The 17,833-nt window shown below is 65.7% G+C and carries 13 protein-coding genes and 1 pseudogene; 12 read left to right on the top strand and 2 right to left on the bottom strand.

Features of this window, described 5'->3' with window-relative positions; genetic code table 11:
• Positions 1 to 164 precede the first annotated feature (164 nt).
• The 10 genes from FG95_RS12630 (at position 165) to FG95_RS12675 (ending at position 12,729) form a co-directional block, all read left to right on the top strand.
• Positions 165 to 1,331: a PepSY-associated TM helix domain-containing protein gene (locus FG95_RS12630; RefSeq protein ID WP_037556330.1), complete on the top strand. Its 1,167-nt coding sequence runs from the start codon at positions 165 to 167 to the stop codon at positions 1,329 to 1,331.
• The gene (locus FG95_RS12635) at positions 1,328 to 1,507 is read left to right on the top strand and encodes a hypothetical protein (RefSeq protein WP_037556331.1); all 180 of its coding nucleotides are present in this window, start codon (positions 1,328 to 1,330) and stop codon (positions 1,505 to 1,507) included. The genes FG95_RS12630 and FG95_RS12635 overlap by 4 nt, the downstream gene beginning before the upstream one ends.
• A 47-nt stretch (positions 1,508 to 1,554) precedes the next feature.
• Positions 1,555 to 3,720, top strand: coding sequence for a TonB-dependent receptor (locus tag FG95_RS12640; RefSeq protein WP_037556332.1), 2,166 nt, complete (start codon positions 1,555 to 1,557; stop codon positions 3,718 to 3,720).
• A 13-nt stretch (positions 3,721 to 3,733) separates the two neighbouring features.
• Positions 3,734 to 4,201, top strand: a complete 468-nt coding sequence (locus FG95_RS12645; RefSeq protein ID WP_052182341.1) for a hypothetical protein — start codon at positions 3,734 to 3,736, stop codon at positions 4,199 to 4,201.
• Positions 4,202 to 4,382: 181 nt separating this feature from the next.
• A complete protein-coding gene (gene ku / locus FG95_RS12650; protein ID WP_037556333.1) occupies positions 4,383 to 5,258 on the top strand; it encodes a non-homologous end joining protein Ku in 876 nt (291 codons plus the stop codon).
• Positions 5,258 to 5,788: an MgtC/SapB family protein gene (locus tag FG95_RS12655; protein WP_081933139.1), complete on the top strand. Its 531-nt coding sequence runs from the start codon at positions 5,258 to 5,260 to the stop codon at positions 5,786 to 5,788. Before ku ends, FG95_RS12655 begins: the two co-directional genes overlap by 1 nt.
• A complete protein-coding gene (gene ligD, locus FG95_RS12660; protein WP_037556351.1) occupies positions 5,775 to 8,291 on the top strand; it encodes a DNA ligase D in 2,517 nt (838 codons plus the stop codon). The genes FG95_RS12655 and ligD overlap by 14 nt, the downstream gene beginning before the upstream one ends.
• 227 nt (positions 8,292 to 8,518) lie before the next feature.
• The gene (locus FG95_RS12665; protein ID WP_052182342.1) at positions 8,519 to 11,191 is read left to right on the top strand and encodes a TonB-dependent receptor; all 2,673 of its coding nucleotides are present in this window, start codon (positions 8,519 to 8,521) and stop codon (positions 11,189 to 11,191) included.
• A 162-nt stretch (positions 11,192 to 11,353) separates the two neighbouring features.
• Positions 11,354 to 11,953 carry a winged helix-turn-helix domain-containing protein gene (locus FG95_RS12670; protein WP_037556334.1) on the top strand — a complete coding sequence of 200 codons (600 nt, stop codon included), beginning with the start codon at positions 11,354 to 11,356 and terminating at the stop codon, positions 11,951 to 11,953.
• 11 nt (positions 11,954 to 11,964) lie between these two features.
• Entirely contained in the window at positions 11,965 to 12,729 is a 765-nt protein-coding gene (locus FG95_RS12675; protein ID WP_052182343.1) for an SRPBCC family protein, read from the top strand.
• A gap of 130 nt (positions 12,730 to 12,859) precedes the next feature.
• Here the strand turns inward: FG95_RS12675 and FG95_RS12680 are convergent, their stop codons facing one another.
• The gene (locus FG95_RS12680; RefSeq protein ID WP_037556336.1) at positions 12,860 to 15,181 is read right to left on the bottom strand and encodes a TonB-dependent receptor; all 2,322 of its coding nucleotides are present in this window, start codon (positions 15,179 to 15,181) and stop codon (positions 12,860 to 12,862) included.
• A 90-nt stretch (positions 15,182 to 15,271) separates the two neighbouring features.
• On the opposite strand from FG95_RS12680, the gene FG95_RS12685 reads away from it, so the two are divergent.
• A complete protein-coding gene (locus FG95_RS12685) occupies positions 15,272 to 15,847 on the top strand; it encodes a hypothetical protein (protein ID WP_037556337.1) in 576 nt (191 codons plus the stop codon).
• The gene (locus FG95_RS12690) at positions 15,844 to 17,361 is read left to right on the top strand and encodes a PepSY-associated TM helix domain-containing protein (protein ID WP_081933140.1); all 1,518 of its coding nucleotides are present in this window, start codon (positions 15,844 to 15,846) and stop codon (positions 17,359 to 17,361) included. Before FG95_RS12685 ends, FG95_RS12690 begins: the two co-directional genes overlap by 4 nt.
• Positions 17,362 to 17,419: 58 nt before the next feature.
• Here the strand turns inward: FG95_RS12690 and FG95_RS20785 are convergent.
• Positions 17,420 to 17,833, bottom strand: a pseudogene (locus FG95_RS20785) (hypothetical protein); the annotation flags it as partial.

Below are 17,833 nucleotides of genomic sequence, written 5' to 3' on the forward strand. Positions count from 1 at the left end.
GGGAGGGGGCACCCTAGGGTCCTGACCCTAACCGACCGACTGGCCCGATCGATGGCATGGCTGGCCCGAACGATGGTGTTTGCGGCGCAAATCCGGTTGTCAATTCGGGCGGCAAGCCATAGGGCGCTATTGATTTTCCTTCGCAATAGCAGCAGCCTTCGCCCATGCAACGCACGACCATCCGGACATGGTTCCTCATCCACAAATGGACGAGCATCGTCTGCACCGCCTTTCTGATGATGCTGTGCGTCACCGGCCTGCCGCTGATCTTTCACGACGAGATCGACGAGCTGACCGAAGAAACCCCGCATTATGGCCTGCCGGGCGTGGGTTCGTCGGGCGAAGCGCCCGGCCTCAAACCCCTCGACGAAATGCTGGCGAAGGCGCTCGCCGCGCGGCCGGGCGAAGTCCCCGTCTTCATGGCGTTCGACAATGCGCAGCCGTCGATGACGGTCACCACCGCGCCGCGCGCGGACTCGCCCGCCGCCGACATGACGATCCAGATCCTCGACCGCTCGACCGGCGAAGCGACCTCGACCGTCGACGAAAGCGGCGTGATGCACTTCCTGCTCCAGCTCCACACCGACATGTTCCTCGGGCTTCCCGGCATGCTCTTCCTCGGGCTGATGGGGCTGTTCTTCGTGATCGCGATCGTCTCGGGGGTCGTGCTCTACGCGCCCTTCATGAAAAAGCTCGACTTCGGCACGCTGCGCACCTCGCGCAGCCGCCGCCTCAAATGGCTCGACTATCACAACCTGCTCGGCATCGTCGCGCTCGCGTGGATGACGGTCGTGGGCGCGACCGGCGTGATCAATGCGCTCGCGACCCCGATCTTCGAATATTGGCAGCGGACCGACCTTGCCGAAATGACGAAGGCCTATGATGGCAAGGGCGCGGTGCCGCCCGAGCGTTACGGTTCGATCGACAAGGCGATGGCGGCGGCGCGCAAGGAAATTCCCGGCAACAATCCGCAGTTCGTCGCCTTCCCCGGCGGCGCCTTTTCGAGCAAGCATCATTATGCCGTCTTCTTCCAGGGCGACACGCCGCTCACCGAAGGGCTGCTCACCGCGGCGCTGATCGACGCCGAGACGGGCGAATTCACCGATGCGCGCGCGATGCCCTGGTATGCCAAGGCGCTCGCCCTGTCGCAGCCGCTGCACTTCGGCGATTATGGCGCGCTGCCGCTCAAGCTGCTCTGGGCGATCCTCACCCTGTTCACGATGATCGTCCTCGGCTCGGGCCTCTATCTCTGGCTCGGCAAGCGCCGCTTCGGCACCGACGCGCTGGTGCGCGAGGTCGAGAGCGGCGGCACTTTGGTGCCCGCCGAATGAAGAAGACAGGCAGCCTCCGCGCGATCTTCGCCGTCCCGCTGCTGCTCGCGGCCGCCAGCCTCATCGGCCTTATCGTCGCGCTGACCGGCGACGGCTGGCGCGACGCGATCTCGTGGGCGCTGCTCGCCATACCCGTGCTTGCCGTCGGCTGGGCGATGCGCGTGCGCCGCACCTGAAACTATGACGCGCGCGCTAGGGCCGCGCCTGAAAAAGGGGAATATCCATGACCAGATCGACCTTGCACACCGCGCTCGGCCTCTCCGCCGCGACCGCCGCGCTCATCCTCGCCGCGCCCGCCTTGGCGCAGGAGGCCAGCGCCGGCGAAGATATCGTCGTCACCGCGCAGCGGAGCAACGAGACGCAGGTCATCCGCGGCGGCTCGCTCGGCGCACTGGGCGACAAGGACGCGATGGACACGCCGTTCGCGGTCAAGAGCTACAACGAAGCGTTGATTCTCAATCAACAGCCGCTGACGCTCGGCGCGGTGCTCGAGAATGACCCGTCGGTCCGCACCACGCTCGGCTTCGGCAACATGTCCGAGCAGTTCGTGGTTCGCGGCTTCAACCTCTTCGGCGAAGATATCGCGATCGACGGCCTGTTCGGCGTGACTCCGCGCCAGCTCGTCTCGCCCGAACTCTATGACAATGTTCAGATACTGAACGGCGCCAGCGCCTTCCTGTTCGGCGCCGCACCCGGCGGTTCGGCGCTGGGCGGCACCGTCAACCTGACGCCCAAGCGCGCGAAGGACCGGGACACCAGTCGCGTCACGCTCAACTATCTCTCCGACGCGCATTTCGGCGGGGCGGCCGATTTCGGCCGCCGCTTCGGGACCGACGGCGCATTCGGCGCGCGTATCAACGGAGCATTCCGATCGGGCGACATCGCGATCGACGACGAGTTCCGCCGTTCGGCCGTAGTCGGCGGGAGCTTCGACTGGCGCACCGACAATCTGCGCCTCAGCCTCGACCTCGCCTATCAGAACGTCAAGGCGCGGCACATGCGCCCGATGGTTCAGCTCAACAACAAATATGGCACGGTCACCGCAGTGCCGCGCCCGCCGCGCGCGGACCTCAACTATGGGCAGCCATGGTATAATCAGACGATCCGCGACATCTTCGGTATCTTCAAGCTCGAATATGACGTGACCGACAATCTGATGCTCTACGCGTCGGCGGGCGCACGCGACACCGCCGAGCGCGGCATCTATCAGGGCTTCCAGCTTCTCGATTCGACCACCGGCGATGCGTTCGTGACCGGCTCGAACATCCCGCGCAACGACAATAACGAAGCGGCGCAGGCGGGGCTACGGTTCAGCGGTGAAAGCCTCGGCATCACCCATCAGCTCAACCTGGGCTATTCGCACAGCCGCTACGTCAACCGGAACGCCTTTGAATTCGGGCGGTTCGACGACGATGCGCTGGGCGGCACCAACCTCAATAATCTCTATGCGCCGCGCACCGTCGCCCTGCCGACGTTCGACGCCTTTGTTTCAGGCGACCTCGCCGACCCTCTCCCCGCGAACCGCACGCGCCTCGACAGCATCTTCGTGTCCGACACGCTCGGCTTTGCCGAGGACATGGTCCAGCTGACGCTCGGCCTGCGGCATCAGAACATCCACTTTCGCACCTATAATATCACCACCGGCGCGCAGAACACCGAATATAACCGGGGAACGACCACCCCCGTCGTCGGCGTCGTCATTCGTCCCAGCGAGAAAATCTCGCTCTACGCCAATCGCATCGAAGCGCTGATCCAGGGTCCGGTCGCCGGCGCCGGCACGATCAACGTCGGCCAGGTGTTCCCGCCCTTTCAGGCGGTGCAGTATGAGATCGGCGGCAAACTCGCGCTCGGCCGCTTCAACGCCTCGCTCGCGGCCTTCCAGACCGATCGCCCGCAAACGCTGAACGAAGTGACTCCGGACGGCACGGTCTTCACGCTTAACGGCCAGCAGCGCAACAAGGGTATCGAACTCAGCGTCGATGGCGAGCCTGTCGACGGTCTGCGCATCATCGCGGGCGTCTCGGTCACCGATGCCAAGCAGCGCCGTACCGCCGGCGGGGCCACCGACGGGCTCGATGCGATCGGCGTGCCCGACTATACCGCCAACGCCAATGTCGAGTGGGATGTCTATGGCGGTCTCACGCTAACCGGTCGCATCATCCAGACCGGCAAGCAGGCGGTGAACCTCACCAATACGCTCGAGCTGCCCGAATGGACGCGTTTCGATCTCGGCGCGCGTTATGTCGTCGCGGCGGGCGACACGCCGATCACCTTCCGCTTCAACGTCGATAACGTCGCCAACAAGCGATACTGGTCGTCGTCGCTCGGCGGCTATCTGGTTCAGGGGCTGCCGCGCACCTTCAAGACCTCGGTCACGGCGGAGTTCTGACAGGGGAGGGCATATGAGCGACATCGACAGCATCGCGGGCCTCGAAGCGATCCTCGGGAAGACGCCGCCTGCGGTGAATCTCAAGGTGATCGACCATGTCGATGAAAGCGCGATGCGCTGGCTCGCCGCCGCGCTGCTGATCCCCGGCTCGGCGCAGGTCGCGATCCTGCGCGGCACCGCGATGCTCACCGACGACGACACCGCGCGCGCGAGCTTCGAGGTGCAGGGCAAGGTGCCGCTGCTCGCGACGCGGGTCGACGACGTCGAGGTCGACCTGCGCGCGAGCCCCGCGCTCGCCCGCGCCGCGCTCTGGCCCGCCGCCGCCGCGCCCGCCGACATCAAGCCCGCGAAGATGTTCGCCGACCATGTGAAGCTCAACAAGGACAAAGGGCTCGGTGCACGTATCGCCGGCGCCTTCGTCTCGGTTCCGGGGCTGATGCAGCGCGGGCTCGACAAGGATTACAAGGACAATCTCTACTAGCGCATCCTGCACTAGAAACCGTTCGCCCTGAGCTTGTCGAAGGGCCGTTCTTTCTTTTCGGGCGTCGGAAAAAAGGACGGTGCTTCGACAAGCTCAGCACAAACGGATTTGGGGTCGCCCCCTGCGACGGAACCCCTCGCCGCGCCGAACATTTGGAGTCGGGACAGCGAAAGGGAGTGGCATGGCCGCACGCGCCTATTGGAAGGGACAAATCCGGCTCGCGCTGGTGTCGATCCCGGTCGAAATCTACGCCGCGACCAAATCGGGCGCCGCGATCAGCTTCCGCCAGATCCACGAACCGAGCGGCAAGCCGGTCAAATATGAAAAGGTCGTGCCCGGCATCGGGCCGATCGACACCGACGACATCGTCAAGGGGTACGAGACGTCGAAGGGCAATTATGTCCTGCTCGACGAGGAGGAGATCGAGGCGGTCAAGCTCGAGAGCAAGCGCACCCTCGAACTGCTCCAGTTCGTCGACGCGGGCGAGATCGACATCCTCTATTATGCCAAGCCCTATTATGTCGTCCCCGCCGACGAGCTGGCCGAGGAAGCCTATATCGTCCTGCGCGAGGCGCTGAAGCGCACGAAGAAGGTCGGGCTCGGCCAGCTGTCGGTGCGCGGGCAGGAGCAGCTCGTCGGGCTGCGTCCGTGCGGCAAGGGCCTCGTGCTCGAAGTGCTGCGCTACGCCGACGAGGTGAACAAGGCGGCGAATTATTTCCGCGATGTCGGCAACGCCAAGCCCGATGCCGACCTGCTCGACCTCGCCGAAACGCTGATCGACAAGAAAAGCGGCAAGTTCGACGCGTCGGACTATCATAATCATTATGTCGACGCGCTGAAGCGCGTGATCGCGAAAAAGGCGAAGGCCAAGGGCAAACGCGTGCTCGAGGATGTCGAGGAACCCGGCCCGCTGAGCGGTGGATCGAACGTCATCGATCTGATGGCGGCGCTGAAAGCGTCGGTCGAGGGCAAGAAGAAAGCGGCGGCGGGCAGGGCGAAGACGGCGCCCGCGAAAAAGGCGCCGGCGAAAAAGACCGCCGAACGAAAGCGCGCCTGATGGACCTCAACGAGGCGCTTTGGTGGGAGACGATCGATACGCAGGTGCTGCTGCGCCTCGGCGTCGCGACGCTCGTCGGGTTGCTGCTCGGGCTCGACCGCGAGCTCAAGGGCTATGACGCCGGGCTGCGCACGCACGGGATGGTCGCGCTCAGCTCCTCCTTGATGACTGTCGTCGCGATCGCGCTCTACAACCAGCTCGGCGGCGCCGATTCGTCGATCGACCCGCTACGCGTGATCGAGGGCATGGCGGCGGCGATCGGCATCATCGCCGCAGGGCTGATCATCGTCAAAGGCGGCGAGGTGCGCAACCTCACCACCGCGGCGCATATCTGGCTGACCGCGGCGATCGGTATCGCGAGCGGCGCGGGCTATTTCGCGGTGGTGATCATCGCCGCCGGGCTCGCGCTCATGCTGCTCACCCTGCTCCGCTTCGTCGAGCGCCGCCTGCCCGAAGTCGAGGACGGGCCCAACGAGGACGGGGCCGAAAAGAATGGACCAAAAGTGGAGAATGGGGATGTCCCGCGCTGACCCGCTCGCCCAGTATAACGCCAAGCGCGATTTCAAGCTGACCCCCGAGCCCGCGGGCAAGGTCGCAAAGGGCCAAAAACGTCAAGCGCGCAACCGTTTCATCGTCCAGAAGCACGACGCGACGCGGCTCCATTACGACTTCCGCCTCGAAGTCGACGGCGTGCTCAAAAGCTGGGCGGTGACCAAAGGCCCGAGCGCCGACCCCGCCGACAAGCGCCTCGCGGTGCGTACCGAAGATCATCCGATGTCCTACGCCGATTTCGAAGGCGTGATCCCCAAGGGCGAATATGGCGGCGGCAGCGTGATGCTGTGGGACAAGGGCACATGGGCGCCGATCGAAGGCAAGAGCGCCAAGGACATCGAGAAAGGCCATCTCCATTTCACCCTCGACGGCGAGCGGATGAAGGGCGAATGGCTGCTCGTCCGCATGAAGCCGCGTCCCGGCGAAAAGCGCGAGAACTGGCTGCTGCGGAAAGTGAACGACGCCTACGCCGGCGGCGCCGACGATCTTGTCGGCCGCCAGCTCACGAGCGTCCTCACCGGCCGCACCATGGCCGAGATCGCGGGCGACGAACGCGGCGAACAATCGCTGAAGGGCGCGAAGGGCGCGGCGTTCGCGAAGAAGATGGCCGCCGCCGCCGCGCACAACAAAAAGGTCGCCAAAACCAAACCGAAAGCCAAGCCCCCCAAATTCCGCCCGCTCCAGCTCGCGACGCTCGTCGACGCGGTGCCGGCGGGCAACGGCTGGTTTCACGAGATCAAATATGACGGCTACCGCGCCCAGATCGCCGCCTCGGGCGGCGAGGTGCGCGTCTACACAAGAAACGGCCTCGACTGGACCGACAAGTTCGCGCCGCTCGTCCGCCACATCGCGGCGCTCGACCTGCCGCCGTGCCTGATCGACGGCGAGATCGTCGCCTATGGCAAGGACGGAAATCCCGACTTCTCCTCGCTCCAGGCGGTGCTCAAGCGCGGCCACGGCGCGCAGGACGAGGGCACCGCGCTCCACTTCTTCGCCTTCGACCTGCTCGAAGAGAACGGCAAGTCGCTCGCCAAACTCGGCAATCTCGAACGCAAGGAAAGGCTCGAAGCCTTGCTCCGCGACGCCAAGGCGCCCGTTGCCGTCGCCGACCATGTCATCGGTGCGGGCGAAACGCTCTACGGCGCGATGTGCGGCGCGGGGCAGGAAGGCATCATCTCGAAACGCGCCGACGCCGCTTACGTCGGCCGCCGCACCAAAAACTGGGTGAAGGTCAAATGCACGCGGCGGCAGGAATTCATCATCGTCGGCTGGAAGCCCTCCTCGACCAGGGCGCGCCCCTTCTCGTCGCTGCTCCTCGCGCAGCATGAGGGCGGCAGCCTCGTCTATAAGGGCAATGTCGGCACCGGCTTCGATGCCGGCACCATGGCCGGCCTCGCCAAGGCGTTCGCGAAACTCGAACGCAAGACCGCGCCGCTCGAGGTCGACAAAGTCGCCGCACGCAAGGTTCACTGGCTGAAACCCGAACTCGTCGCCGAAATCGCCTTCGCCGAATTTACCGCGAGCGGATCGGTGCGTCACGCGAGCTTTCTGGGCCTGCGCAGCGACAAGGAGGCAAAGGATGTGATCCCCGAGAAGGAACAGGCGGCGCCCGAAGCGGCGAGCGACGTGAAGATCAGCAGCCGCGACCGCGTCATCTTTCCCGAAGCGAAGGCGACCAAGGGCGACCTTGCCGATTATTATGCCGCGATTTCGCCGCTGATGCTGTCTCACATGGCGCGCCGCCCGATCAGCCTCGTCCGCTGTCCGCAGGGGCGCGCGAAGAAATGCTTTTTCCAGAAGCATGATTCGGGCAGCTTCGGCGATCATGTCCACCATGTTCCGATCCGCGAGAAGGACGGGGGGCACGAGGATTATCTCTATGTCGAGGACGCCGACGGCATCCTCGCCTGCGTCCAGATGGGGACGATCGAGTTCCACGGCTGGGGCAGCCATGTGGGCGCGCTCGAAAAGCCCGACCGCATGGTGTTCGACCTCGACCCCGACGAAGGGCTCGATTTCGCCGACGTCAAAAAGTCCGCACTCGACATCCGCCGCCAGCTCGCCGACATCGGGCTCGTCAGCTTCGCGATGCTGTCGGGCGGCAAGGGGGTGCATGTCGTCGTGCCGCTCGATCCGAAGCACGGCTGGGACGCGCACAAGGATTTTTCGAAACGCTTCGCCGAGGCTCTGAGCCTCGCCGAACCCGACCGCTATGTCGCGACGATGAGCAAGGCGAAGCGCAAGGGAAAGATTTTCATCGATTACCTCCGCAACCAGCGCGGCAGCACCGCGATCATGCCCTATTCGGCGCGCGCGCGCGAAGGCGCCCCGGTCGCAGTGCCGATCGGCTGGGACGCGCTTGCCGATGTCGAAAAAGCGGGGCAGTGGACGATCGGGAACGCCGACGCGCTGCTCGAACGCGCCGCGGGCGCCGACCTAGAGGGCTGGGGTTTCGCCAGCCAGTCGCTACCCGATTTCTGACCGCCGCGCGCCGCATTGCGCCGCTCTCGCGAGTCGCCCGGCACGAAATTGGTTAGTATTCTAATAGACATTAGAATGATACCAATAAAATACCAAAACACGCAAATATGGCCATGAACCGGTGGACGTTCGCGCCATAAGGGACTTGACGTCTAGATTGGTATGTATAAGTTTCCCCGGAAATCGGAAAGATATTCGATCTACGATCCAAAAGAGGGAGACTCGACATGACCAATGCAAGATATCTGCTTGCATCCGCCAGCGCCGGTACGCTGCTTTTCGCCGCTGGCGCAGCCCACGCGCAGGCAACCCCTGCCGCCGATACCGCGGCCGAAAGCGAAATCGTCGTCACCGGCATCCGCGGCTCGCTCCGCGAAGCGATCGATGCCAAGCGCGACCTGTCGGTGATCGCCGACGTCGTCACCGCCGAGGATGTCGGCAAATTTCCCGACAAGAATGTCGCCGAGGCGCTCCAGCGCGTTCCCGGTATCGTCGTCAACCGCGAGTTCGGCGAGGGCGAGCGCGTTTCGCTGCGCGGCACCGCGCCGAACCTCACCAAAACTTTGCTCAACGGCCACAGCGTCGCGACCGCCGACTGGTTCATCCTCGATCAGGTCGCCTCGACGCGCAGCTTCAACTATCTGACTCTGCCCGCCGAAATCATCGGCCGCCTCGAAGTGTACAAGAGCCCGCAGGCCGACGTCGAGGAAGGCGGGGTCGGCGGCACGATCAACGTCATCACGCGCAACCCGCTCGACCTCGACCCGCTCACCCTCTCGGCGTCGGTGCAGGCCGCCTATTCGGACCTGTCGGGCAAGGTCGACCCGCAGGTGTCGGGGCTCGTCAGCTGGAAGAATGCCGACGAGAGTTTCGGCGTGCTGGTCGGCGCGATCTACCAGAAGCGCCGCACGCGCCGCGACGGGCTCGAAATCTTCGGCTACCGTTCCTTCCCCGTCGGCGGCGGACAGAGCGCGCTCGTCCCGACGCTGATCGGCTCGACGATGTTCGAACAGAATCGCGAACGCTATGGCGCCAATGTCGGCATCCAGTTCCGCCCGTCGGACGCGCTCGAGATCAACATCACCGGGCTTTATTCGCGCTTCAACGCCGACAATTTCAACCAGAATTACATCGCGTGGGGCGAACAGGCGCTCGCCGGCGGCGGCACGATCAGCAACGCCGTGGTGCAGGACGGCGTCGCGGTGTCGGGCGACATAGCCTCGGCGAATGGCGGCACGACGGGCTTCGGCGTCGTTTATGATGCGATCGACCGGCAAGCGGTCGCCAAGACCGTCTCGGCCGATTTCGACCTGACCTACCGTCCGACCGACAGCCTTTCGGTCCATTTCAAGGCCGGCTGGACCAAGGCGAACGGCGACACGAGCAACGAGAATTTCATCGAATTCGCCGGTCCCGGCGCCTTCAGCTACGACCTCACCAGCGGCCGGCCGGAGGTGAGCTTCGCGAACCCCGACCCGCTCAATCCCGCGGGGATCCGCCCCGATTTCGGGCGCATCCAGTCGGTCACTAACGACGATGAGGAGAAATATTTCTACCTCGACATCGAAAAACAGGTTGAATGGGGCCCGCTCACCGCGCTCAAATTCGGGGTCAAATATACCGATCACGACCGCGTCGCCGAGCGCTTCGCGACCAACGGCGGCGTCTTCACGCCCGGACTGCGCTGCGACGGCGCGCCGTGCACCTCGGCCGATTTCGCGACCGGCGGCGGCATGCCCGGCGATTTCTTGGACAATATCGCCTCGCCCGGCACGCTCCGCGACTATTGGCGCGTCGATCCCGCCAAGCTGCGCGCCATCTATGGCGCGTCGACGTCGCCCTCGAACGACCGCTTCCTCGTTCCCGGCAACACTTACTCGATCAACGAAAAGGCGTGGGGCGGCTACGGCCTCGCCAAATTCGGCGGCGACGGCTGGCGCGGCAATGTCGGCGTGCGCGTGATCGAAACCAAGCAGACGTCGGACGGCTTCATCATCGGCGGTGCGAACCCCGAATTCACCAACCCGTTCGGCGGCTTCACCCCGTCGCGCGCGAAACGCTCCTACACCGACATCTTGCCGAGCGCGAACCTGTCGGTCGACCTCTCCGATCAGGTCGTGCTGCGCTTCGCCGCGGGCAAGACGGTGACGCGCCCCGATTTCGTCGACATCACCCCCGGCGTCGACCTCAACGGCACGCTGCTCACAGGGCGCGGCGGCGATCCGAACCTCGATCCCTATCGCGCGAACCAGTACGACCTGTCGATCGAATGGTATCCCGACCGCGAGACGATCGTCGCGCTCGCCGCCTTCTACAAGGATATCGAATCCTACATCGTCAACACGACCTCGACCGAAATATTGCCGAGCGTCTTCGTGCCGGGGTCCGAGCCCGCGGGCTGCGTCGCGGCGCCGGGCGGCAACCCGAACCTGTTCAACTGCCCCTATCAGATCAACCGGCGCAGCAACGGCGACGGCGGGCGCAACCAGGGCTTCGAATTCCAGGTGTCGCGCCCGATCTGGGGCGGCTTCGGCGCGGTGGTCAACTACACCTATTCGGACGCCAAGGCCGACAATGGCGACCCGATCCCGGGCAATTCGAAACATTCGCTCAACCTGACGGGCTATTATGAGAATGACCTCGTCAGCGCGCGGCTCTCGTATAACTACCGGTCGAAATTCTTCATCGACATCGACCGCGCCGCGCCGCTCAATCAGGCCGCGCTCTCGTCGCTCGACGCGTCGGTCAGCGTCAACATCACCGACAATATCGCGCTCACCGCCGACGCGGTGAACCTGACCAACGAGAAGATCGAGCAATATTCGGGCACGCGCGACCGCCCGCGCGCGATCTACGACAATGGCCGTCAATTCTATGTCGGGGCGCGGCTGAAATTCTGATCCCCCCGCGACCGGTATCGGGTGCCTCGGGCGCCCGATACCGGTTCGGACCCCCACGCCGGCCTATCCGCGCGCACGCAGCCCGCTCATCGACCAGTTCCGCAGGACAGCCTCAGCCGCCTCCAAATTGACAAATTTATTTGTCAATTGTAATCACGCAGCATGTCCGACTCGCTCGCCCTCGTCGACGACGCCGCCACCGCGCGCGCGGCGCTGTCGCCGCTGCGGCGCGAATTGCTCGCGCGGCTCCATGTGCCCGCCTCGGCGGCGGCGCTCAGCGAGGCGCTCGGCCTGCCGCGGCAAAAGATCGGCTATCACCTCGGCATCCTCGAAAAGGCGGGGCTGATCGCGAGAGCCGAAACGCGCAAACGCCGCGGCTTCACCGAGATAGTGTTCGAACGCGCGAGCGACGCGCTCGTCATCGACCCGATGCTCCTCGCCCCGCCCGATCCGGGCGCCGTCGACAAGCAGGACCGTTTCGCCGCCGACCATCTCGTGCGCACCGCCGCGGGCATCGTGCGCGAGGTGTCGCGGATGCGCGCCGTCGCCGCCGATGAAGGCAGCCGGCTTTTGACCTTCACGATCGAGGCCGACGTCGGCTTCACCAAGCCCGCCGACATCGACGATTTCGCAGCGCGATTGTCGGAAGCGGTATCGACGATCGCGGCCGATTACGCCCCGCCCGGAAAGGGCCGCCGTTACCGCGTCACCATCGCCGGTCATCCCGCCGCCGGCACCTTGAGCACCCCTGCGATCAATTAGGGAGACCAGCGATGACCGAAACATCCGACCAGCCCACCGTCGACCGCATCCTCGTCGAAATGACGATCTCCGCGCCCGCCGATCAGGTGTGGGACGCGCTGCAGGACCGTGACAAACTCTACAACTGGTTCGGCTGGGAAGCTGACAGCCTGCGCGACGAGATCGACTATATCTTTTTCCAATATGCCCGGCCCGACAAGGAGGCGGGCATCCTGTGGTTCGAGGGTGTTCCCGACCGCTTCGAGATCGAGCCGCGCGGGCAGGAAACCATCTTTCGCGTCGTGCGCGCCGAACCCGCGGGCAAGGACTGGGACGGCATTTACGAGGATATGGTCGAAGGCTGGATCAGCTTCGTCCAGCAGTTGCGCCTCGCGATCGAGCGGCATGGTATCGCGCCGCGCCGCACGCTTTATTTCTCGGGCCATGCGAAACGCGGCGGGTCGGGGCCGACCGCCGCGCTCGGGCTCGCCGACTTCCGCGACATCCCCGACGGCCAGCCGCACGCCGCGACGCTGCCCACCGGCGACACGGTGGTGGGGCAGGCGTGGCACCGCACGCCATGGCAGATCGGGCTCACCGTCCCGCAATGGGGGAACGGCCTGCTGATCGTCACCGACAAGTCGGTGAAGGACAGCGCGCCGCACGGCCGCGGCATGGCGATCCTCACCACCTACGACCTCTCCGCCGACGATTTCGCGGCGCTCGAGGACCGATGGAAGACCTGGTGGGATAAACATTACGACCCGGTGCCCGCCTCGGAAGAAGCGTGCAGCTGATTGATCAGGAAGCACTGGCTCCCCCAACCCCGTCATCCCGGCGAAGGCCGGGATCCCGCCGGTGCGTATGACCGGGACGGTGAGATCCCGGCCTTCGCCGGGATGACGATTTCAGCGTGAACGACGCGCCTCAGAAGCGCCCCTCGAAGGTCAGCCCGATCATCCGCGGTTCGCCGAACAGCGCCTGCATCCGGCCGCCATTTTCATATTGATAGTCGTAATATTCGTCGTCGAAGATGTTCGTCGCGACCAGATAGGCGCCGAAATAATCATTGCCATAGCCGATCTTGGCGTTGACCAAAGTGCGCGAAGGCACGTCGCGGCCGCCGCTCTGGTCGCGGATGTCCTGGAACTGCGCGCCGCGGTAATTGACGTTGACGTTGGCGCTGAACCCCGACGGATGGCGCCAGTCGAAACCCGCGGCCCAGGTCCAGCGCGGCGCGTTGGCGAATTCGAAGCCCGACAGATCGAGCACCTGACCGCCCGTCGTCTCGAAATCGAGGAACTTGCTGTTCGCATAGCCGACCGAGCCATAGACGTTCAGCCGCTCGGTAACGTCGAAATCGCTCTCGACCTCGAAACCCCAGACGCGCGAGCTGCCCGCGTTCTGCGTCTCGTAATCATAGACATTGTCGGAAAGCTGGACGTAAACCTGCTGGTCCTTCCAGTCGATGTAGAAGGCGTTGGCGTTGAGGGTCAGCCGCCGGTCGAGCCATTGCGTGCGCAGCGACAGCTCGTAATTCCACGTATATTCGGGGTCATAGACATGCGTCGTCGCGCGCCCGGGGTTCACCCCGCTGCCCCCCGAACGATAGCCTCGCTGGACGATCGCGCTCAATGTCTTGTCGGGTGCGACCTCCCACGACACGCCGCCCTTGGGCAGGAACGCCTTGTAGGTCGTCGTCGACTGGGGGCCGCTGCTGTTCGCATTGTCGACCTGCTGCTGCAGCACGCCGTTCACCGTCTGGATAATCCCCGCGAGCAGCGGATCGGACGCATAGTCGGCGGGGTCGGGCAGTAGGGTGTTGAGTATGACGACATTGTCGTTCGCGACCTTCTGCCGCTCATGATCGTAGCGGAAACCCGCGAGCAGCTTCAGCCCCGGCGCGACCTCGAAGCTCGCGTCGCCGAACAGCGCCATCGTCTCGACGTCGATCGCATAGCGCTGGTCCGACGCGATGAAGATGCGCGGCGGGTAGAGCTGGCGCGCCTGCTGCGCGAGGAAGAGCGCCTGATCGGCGGGCAGTCCGAACTGGCTCTGAAGGATCGCCGCGACCTGCGGCGTCAGCCCGAGGTCGGCGTCGGGGTCGAGGCTGAAAATGCTGTTCGAATCCGACCGCGGGTTCTTCAGCCGCGAATAATAGCCGCCGATCAGCCCCTGCAGCGGACCGGTGTCGAAGTTCAGCCGCACCTCCTGGCTGTAGCTTTTCTGGTTGGTCGCGAAATCGCCATAGGCCTCATCCTCGGGGCGCAATTCGCCGTCATAGGTCGAAAAGGTCTTGAGGTGGTTGTACGTGCTCACCGACGACAGGGTGAAGATATTGCCGAGCGGCAGCGACAGATCGGCGGTGAACAGGTCGGTGCTCGTCCGCGTGAAGGTCGGCCGGTTCGCTTCGACGAAACGCTTGTCGAAGGCGTCGGGCACGTCGCTGAACACATAGCCGCGCCCCTTGTTGCCGAAATGCCGGTCGTAAAGATAGGAGAGTTTGACCTGCAGCCCGTCGGCGCCCGCCGGGGTGAAGAGCAGCTTGGTCCGCAGAACCTCGCTATTCGTCTTGTCGTAATTGCCGCCGTTCAGCCGGTTGGTGACCAGCCCGTCGCCGCGCGCGATCTCGCCCGCGACGCGAAAGGCGAGCACATCGCCCGCGATCGGCCCGCCGACCGCCGCGGCGAGGCGATATTCGCCGTTCGCGTCGGTGATCATCGCGCGCGCCTTGCCGCGCCAGTCGAAGCTCGGGTCGGCGGTCTTGAGGATGATCGCGCCCGCGAGCGCGTTGCGTCCCTGCAAGGTCGACTGCGGCCCGCGCAGGATTTCGACCTGTTCGAGGTCCCACAGGTCGAGCGGCCCGCCGCCCGCCGCCTCGCCCGGCAGCGGCGATCCGTCGAGATAGATGGTCGCGAGGTCGCCGAAGCCATAGCCCGAGACATTATTGTTCGAAATGCCGCGGATGTTGAAACCCGATTCGGCGAAGGAGGAGGAGAGGTTCGCGGTGCGGTCGATCAGGTCATAGACATTGACCAGATTCTGCCGGTCGATCTCTTCGGCGGTGAACACTTTCACGCTTTCGGGCGTGTCCTGCAACGTGCGGTCGAACTTCATGCCCGTGACGACGATCTCGCCCGCCGCGCCCGCATCGGCACCCGCCGCCGCCATTGCAGCCTCTTCGGCATGGACGGGCATCGCCGCGCCCGCGAGCATCAGGGCCAGCACCGGCCGCGCATAGTTGATCATTGTCTTTAGCTCCCCGCTTCGCTATCGACGGGCGCGCTATTGCTATTGCGAATGCGAGTCAATAGTGAGGCCACGAGAATAGGGGGACATATGCAAGACACGCCGGCGCTTTTGCCGTCGCTGCTGATCGCCGTCGCGGCGGGCGCGGGCGCGTGGCTGCTCCGCCGTTCGTGGCAGGGCAAGACGCAGCAGAGCGGGCTCGTCGCCGCCGGCTGGCTGCTGATCGCCGCCGCGATCGTCTTCCCCGCCTGGCTCCTCGGCCCCGCGCGCGGGCCCTTCATCGCGCTCGCGATCGTCTCCACCGCCGCGCTCGCCGTCGTCGCGGCGAACTACAGCATCCGGCAGGCGAAGGCGCGCGCCGCGCGCGAAAGCCTCGCCCCCGAACCCTCCGACCGCGCGACCACAAAGGGGCGCGAGACGCTGCGCTGGCTGCTCGCGGGCCCGATCGGGATGATCGCCGCGATGGGCGTCGGCATCGCTTGGGCCGCGCTCGTCCCCGGCGAGCAGCAGACGCGGCTCGTCGTCGGCGGGCTCCTCGTCCCCCTCATCTGGGGCGGCTGCATGGCGTGGACGCTCGCCGACAACCGCATCCTCCGCGCGACCGCGGTGCTCACCGGCGTCGCCATTATCAGCTTCACCGCCGCCATCGTGAAGGGCTTCGCATGACCGCCGCCTCCAAGCCCCCGAAACCCGCGAAGAAAAAGGATCTGATGTCGCGCATCCCCGCGGGCTTCGTCCGCGCGGTGCTCCGCGGCCACAGCAGCCTCGGCCTCGCCTTCGCCGCCCTCATCTACCTCATCTGCCTGTCGGGCAGCCTCGCGGTCTTCGCGCACGAATTCCAGCGCTGGGAAAGCGCCGCCGGCCCGCACCTCGCCACCGCCAGCCCCGACGCGGTGCAGACCGCCTTCGCGGGCGCGATCGCCGCGGGCGGGCCGGGGGTCGAGCATGTCTATATCACGCTCCCCTCGGCCGATTTCCCGCGCCTCCTCCTCCACGTCGACGCCGATACCGACCGCGAATTCCTCGCCGACGCCAGCGGCAAGATCGTCCCCGGACAAGAATTTGCGTGGACCGAGTTCATCACGCGCCTGCACATCAACCTCCACCTCCCCGTCACCTGGGGCATCTTCCTCGTCGGGCTGATCGGGGTCGCTTTGCTGTCCTCGCTCATCTCGGGCATCCTCGCGCACCCGCGCATCTTCCGCGACGCCTTCCACCTCCGGCTCGGCGGGTCGAAGCGGCTGCAGGAGGCCGATCTCCACAACCGGCTCGGCGTCTGGGCGCTGCCCTTCCACATCATCATCTCGCTGACCGGCGCCTTCCTCGGGCTCACGACGATCATCGTCGGGGTGCTCGGCATGGCGATGTTCAACGGCGACGCGAACAAGGTCTATGCGCTCTTCTTCCCGCCGCCGCCGGTCGACGATCCGCGCCCCGCGCCGGTGCTCGACTTGAGGCCCATGTTCGCCAAGCTGCCGCGGGACGGCGGCCGTATCACCTATATCTTCACCGAACATCCGACCGAGCGGGGCGGCGCCGCGCTGTTCAACGTCAAGCAGCCCGATCGCATGGCGGGCACCGACAGCTATGCCTTCCGCCGCGACGCGAGCCTCTACAATGTGCAAAAGGCCGCCGACAATAATCTCGGCGAGGATCTGCTCGGCGGCATGGGCCAGCTCCATTTCGGCTGGTTCGGCGGGGGAATTGTAAAGGTCGTCTATTTCGCGCTCGGCCTCGCGCTGACCTATCTGGCCGCGAGCGGGGTCAACATCTGGCTCGCGCGCCGCCGCGACAAGGGCCGCCCCGCGCCGCGCTGGGAACGCGCCTGGGCCGCGACCGTGTGGGGCCAGCCCGCGGGGATGGCCGCCGCCGCCGTCACGGGGCTCGCCACCATCAGCGCCGCGATCGCGATCGGCGCCTGGCTCGCCGTCAACCTGCTCTTCCTCGCCGCCGCGATCCGCCTCGCCGCGCCGAGCCTCTCGCGCATCGGCCGCCTCGCCACCGGCGCGCTGACCCTGCTCGCGGTCGCGGTCCACCTCAGCTTGCGCGGCGGCCTCGCCGCCGCCGACCCGATGGCATGGATCGTCAACCTCGTGCTGGTCGCGGGCGGCGCCCTGCTGCTGATCCCGCGCCTCGGCACACGCAAAAGCCCGAGCGAGGCGGCCACCGCCGCCGCCTGACGCACCCTTCACCCCTCCCGCTTGCGGGAGGGGCAGCAAGACTTGGGAGCTTGCTCCCTTAGTCGCCGCGGGGAGGGCCCGCCGCCTTTATCTTCCGCCGCTGCCGCCACGACGGCACCTTCTTCACCTCGGCCACCCCGTCCGCCATCGCGGGCGTCAAAGGCCCCGCCGGCGTCCTTTCGCCGCGCGCCTCGGCCGCCTCGATCCATTCGCGATAGCCCTCGGGAATCTCGTCCCCCGCCGACACCCAATCGGCCTCGCCCGCAAAACGCTGCACCGGCTCGGCATCGGCCAGCCCCTCGAACGCCTGCAGCGGCCCGTAATAGGGCAGCCCCCGCTCGTCCATCCGCACCAGCTCCACTCCCGGATCGTCCAGCTGCGCCTCGATCGCCTCGGGCCCGCCTTCGTCGGCTGCGGCGATCAGCGCGCGCTGCCGTGCGGCGAGCGCGTGCAGCGCCGCCCCGATCTCGGC

The organism is Sphingopyxis sp. LC363 (assembly GCF_000756385.1).
In the GTDB taxonomy this organism is placed as follows: domain Bacteria; phylum Pseudomonadota; class Alphaproteobacteria; order Sphingomonadales; family Sphingomonadaceae; genus Sphingopyxis.

Coding starts and splice junctions, on each gene's coding strand:
- FG95_RS12665 (WP_052182342.1), top strand. CDS start 8,519: ATGACCAATGCAAGATATCTGCTTGCATCCGCCAGCGCCGGTACGCTG.
- ku (WP_037556333.1), top strand. CDS start 4,383: ATGGCCGCACGCGCCTATTGGAAGGGACAAATCCGGCTCGCGCTGGTG.
- FG95_RS12690 (WP_081933140.1), top strand. CDS start 15,844: ATGACCGCCGCCTCCAAGCCCCCGAAACCCGCGAAGAAAAAGGATCTG.
- FG95_RS12640 (WP_037556332.1), top strand. CDS start 1,555: ATGACCAGATCGACCTTGCACACCGCGCTCGGCCTCTCCGCCGCGACC.
- FG95_RS12675 (WP_052182343.1), top strand. CDS start 11,965: ATGACCGAAACATCCGACCAGCCCACCGTCGACCGCATCCTCGTCGAA.
- FG95_RS12635 (WP_037556331.1), top strand. CDS start 1,328: ATGAAGAAGACAGGCAGCCTCCGCGCGATCTTCGCCGTCCCGCTGCTG.
- FG95_RS12685 (WP_037556337.1), top strand. CDS start 15,272: ATGCAAGACACGCCGGCGCTTTTGCCGTCGCTGCTGATCGCCGTCGCG.
- FG95_RS12645 (WP_052182341.1), top strand. CDS start 3,734: ATGAGCGACATCGACAGCATCGCGGGCCTCGAAGCGATCCTCGGGAAG.
- FG95_RS12630 (WP_037556330.1), top strand. CDS start 165: ATGCAACGCACGACCATCCGGACATGGTTCCTCATCCACAAATGGACG.
- FG95_RS12655 (WP_081933139.1), top strand. CDS start 5,258: ATGGACCTCAACGAGGCGCTTTGGTGGGAGACGATCGATACGCAGGTG.
- FG95_RS12680 (WP_037556336.1), bottom strand. CDS start 15,181: ATGATCAACTATGCGCGGCCGGTGCTGGCCCTGATGCTCGCGGGCGCG.
- FG95_RS12670 (WP_037556334.1), top strand. CDS start 11,354: ATGTCCGACTCGCTCGCCCTCGTCGACGACGCCGCCACCGCGCGCGCG.
- ligD (WP_037556351.1), top strand. CDS start 5,775: ATGTCCCGCGCTGACCCGCTCGCCCAGTATAACGCCAAGCGCGATTTC.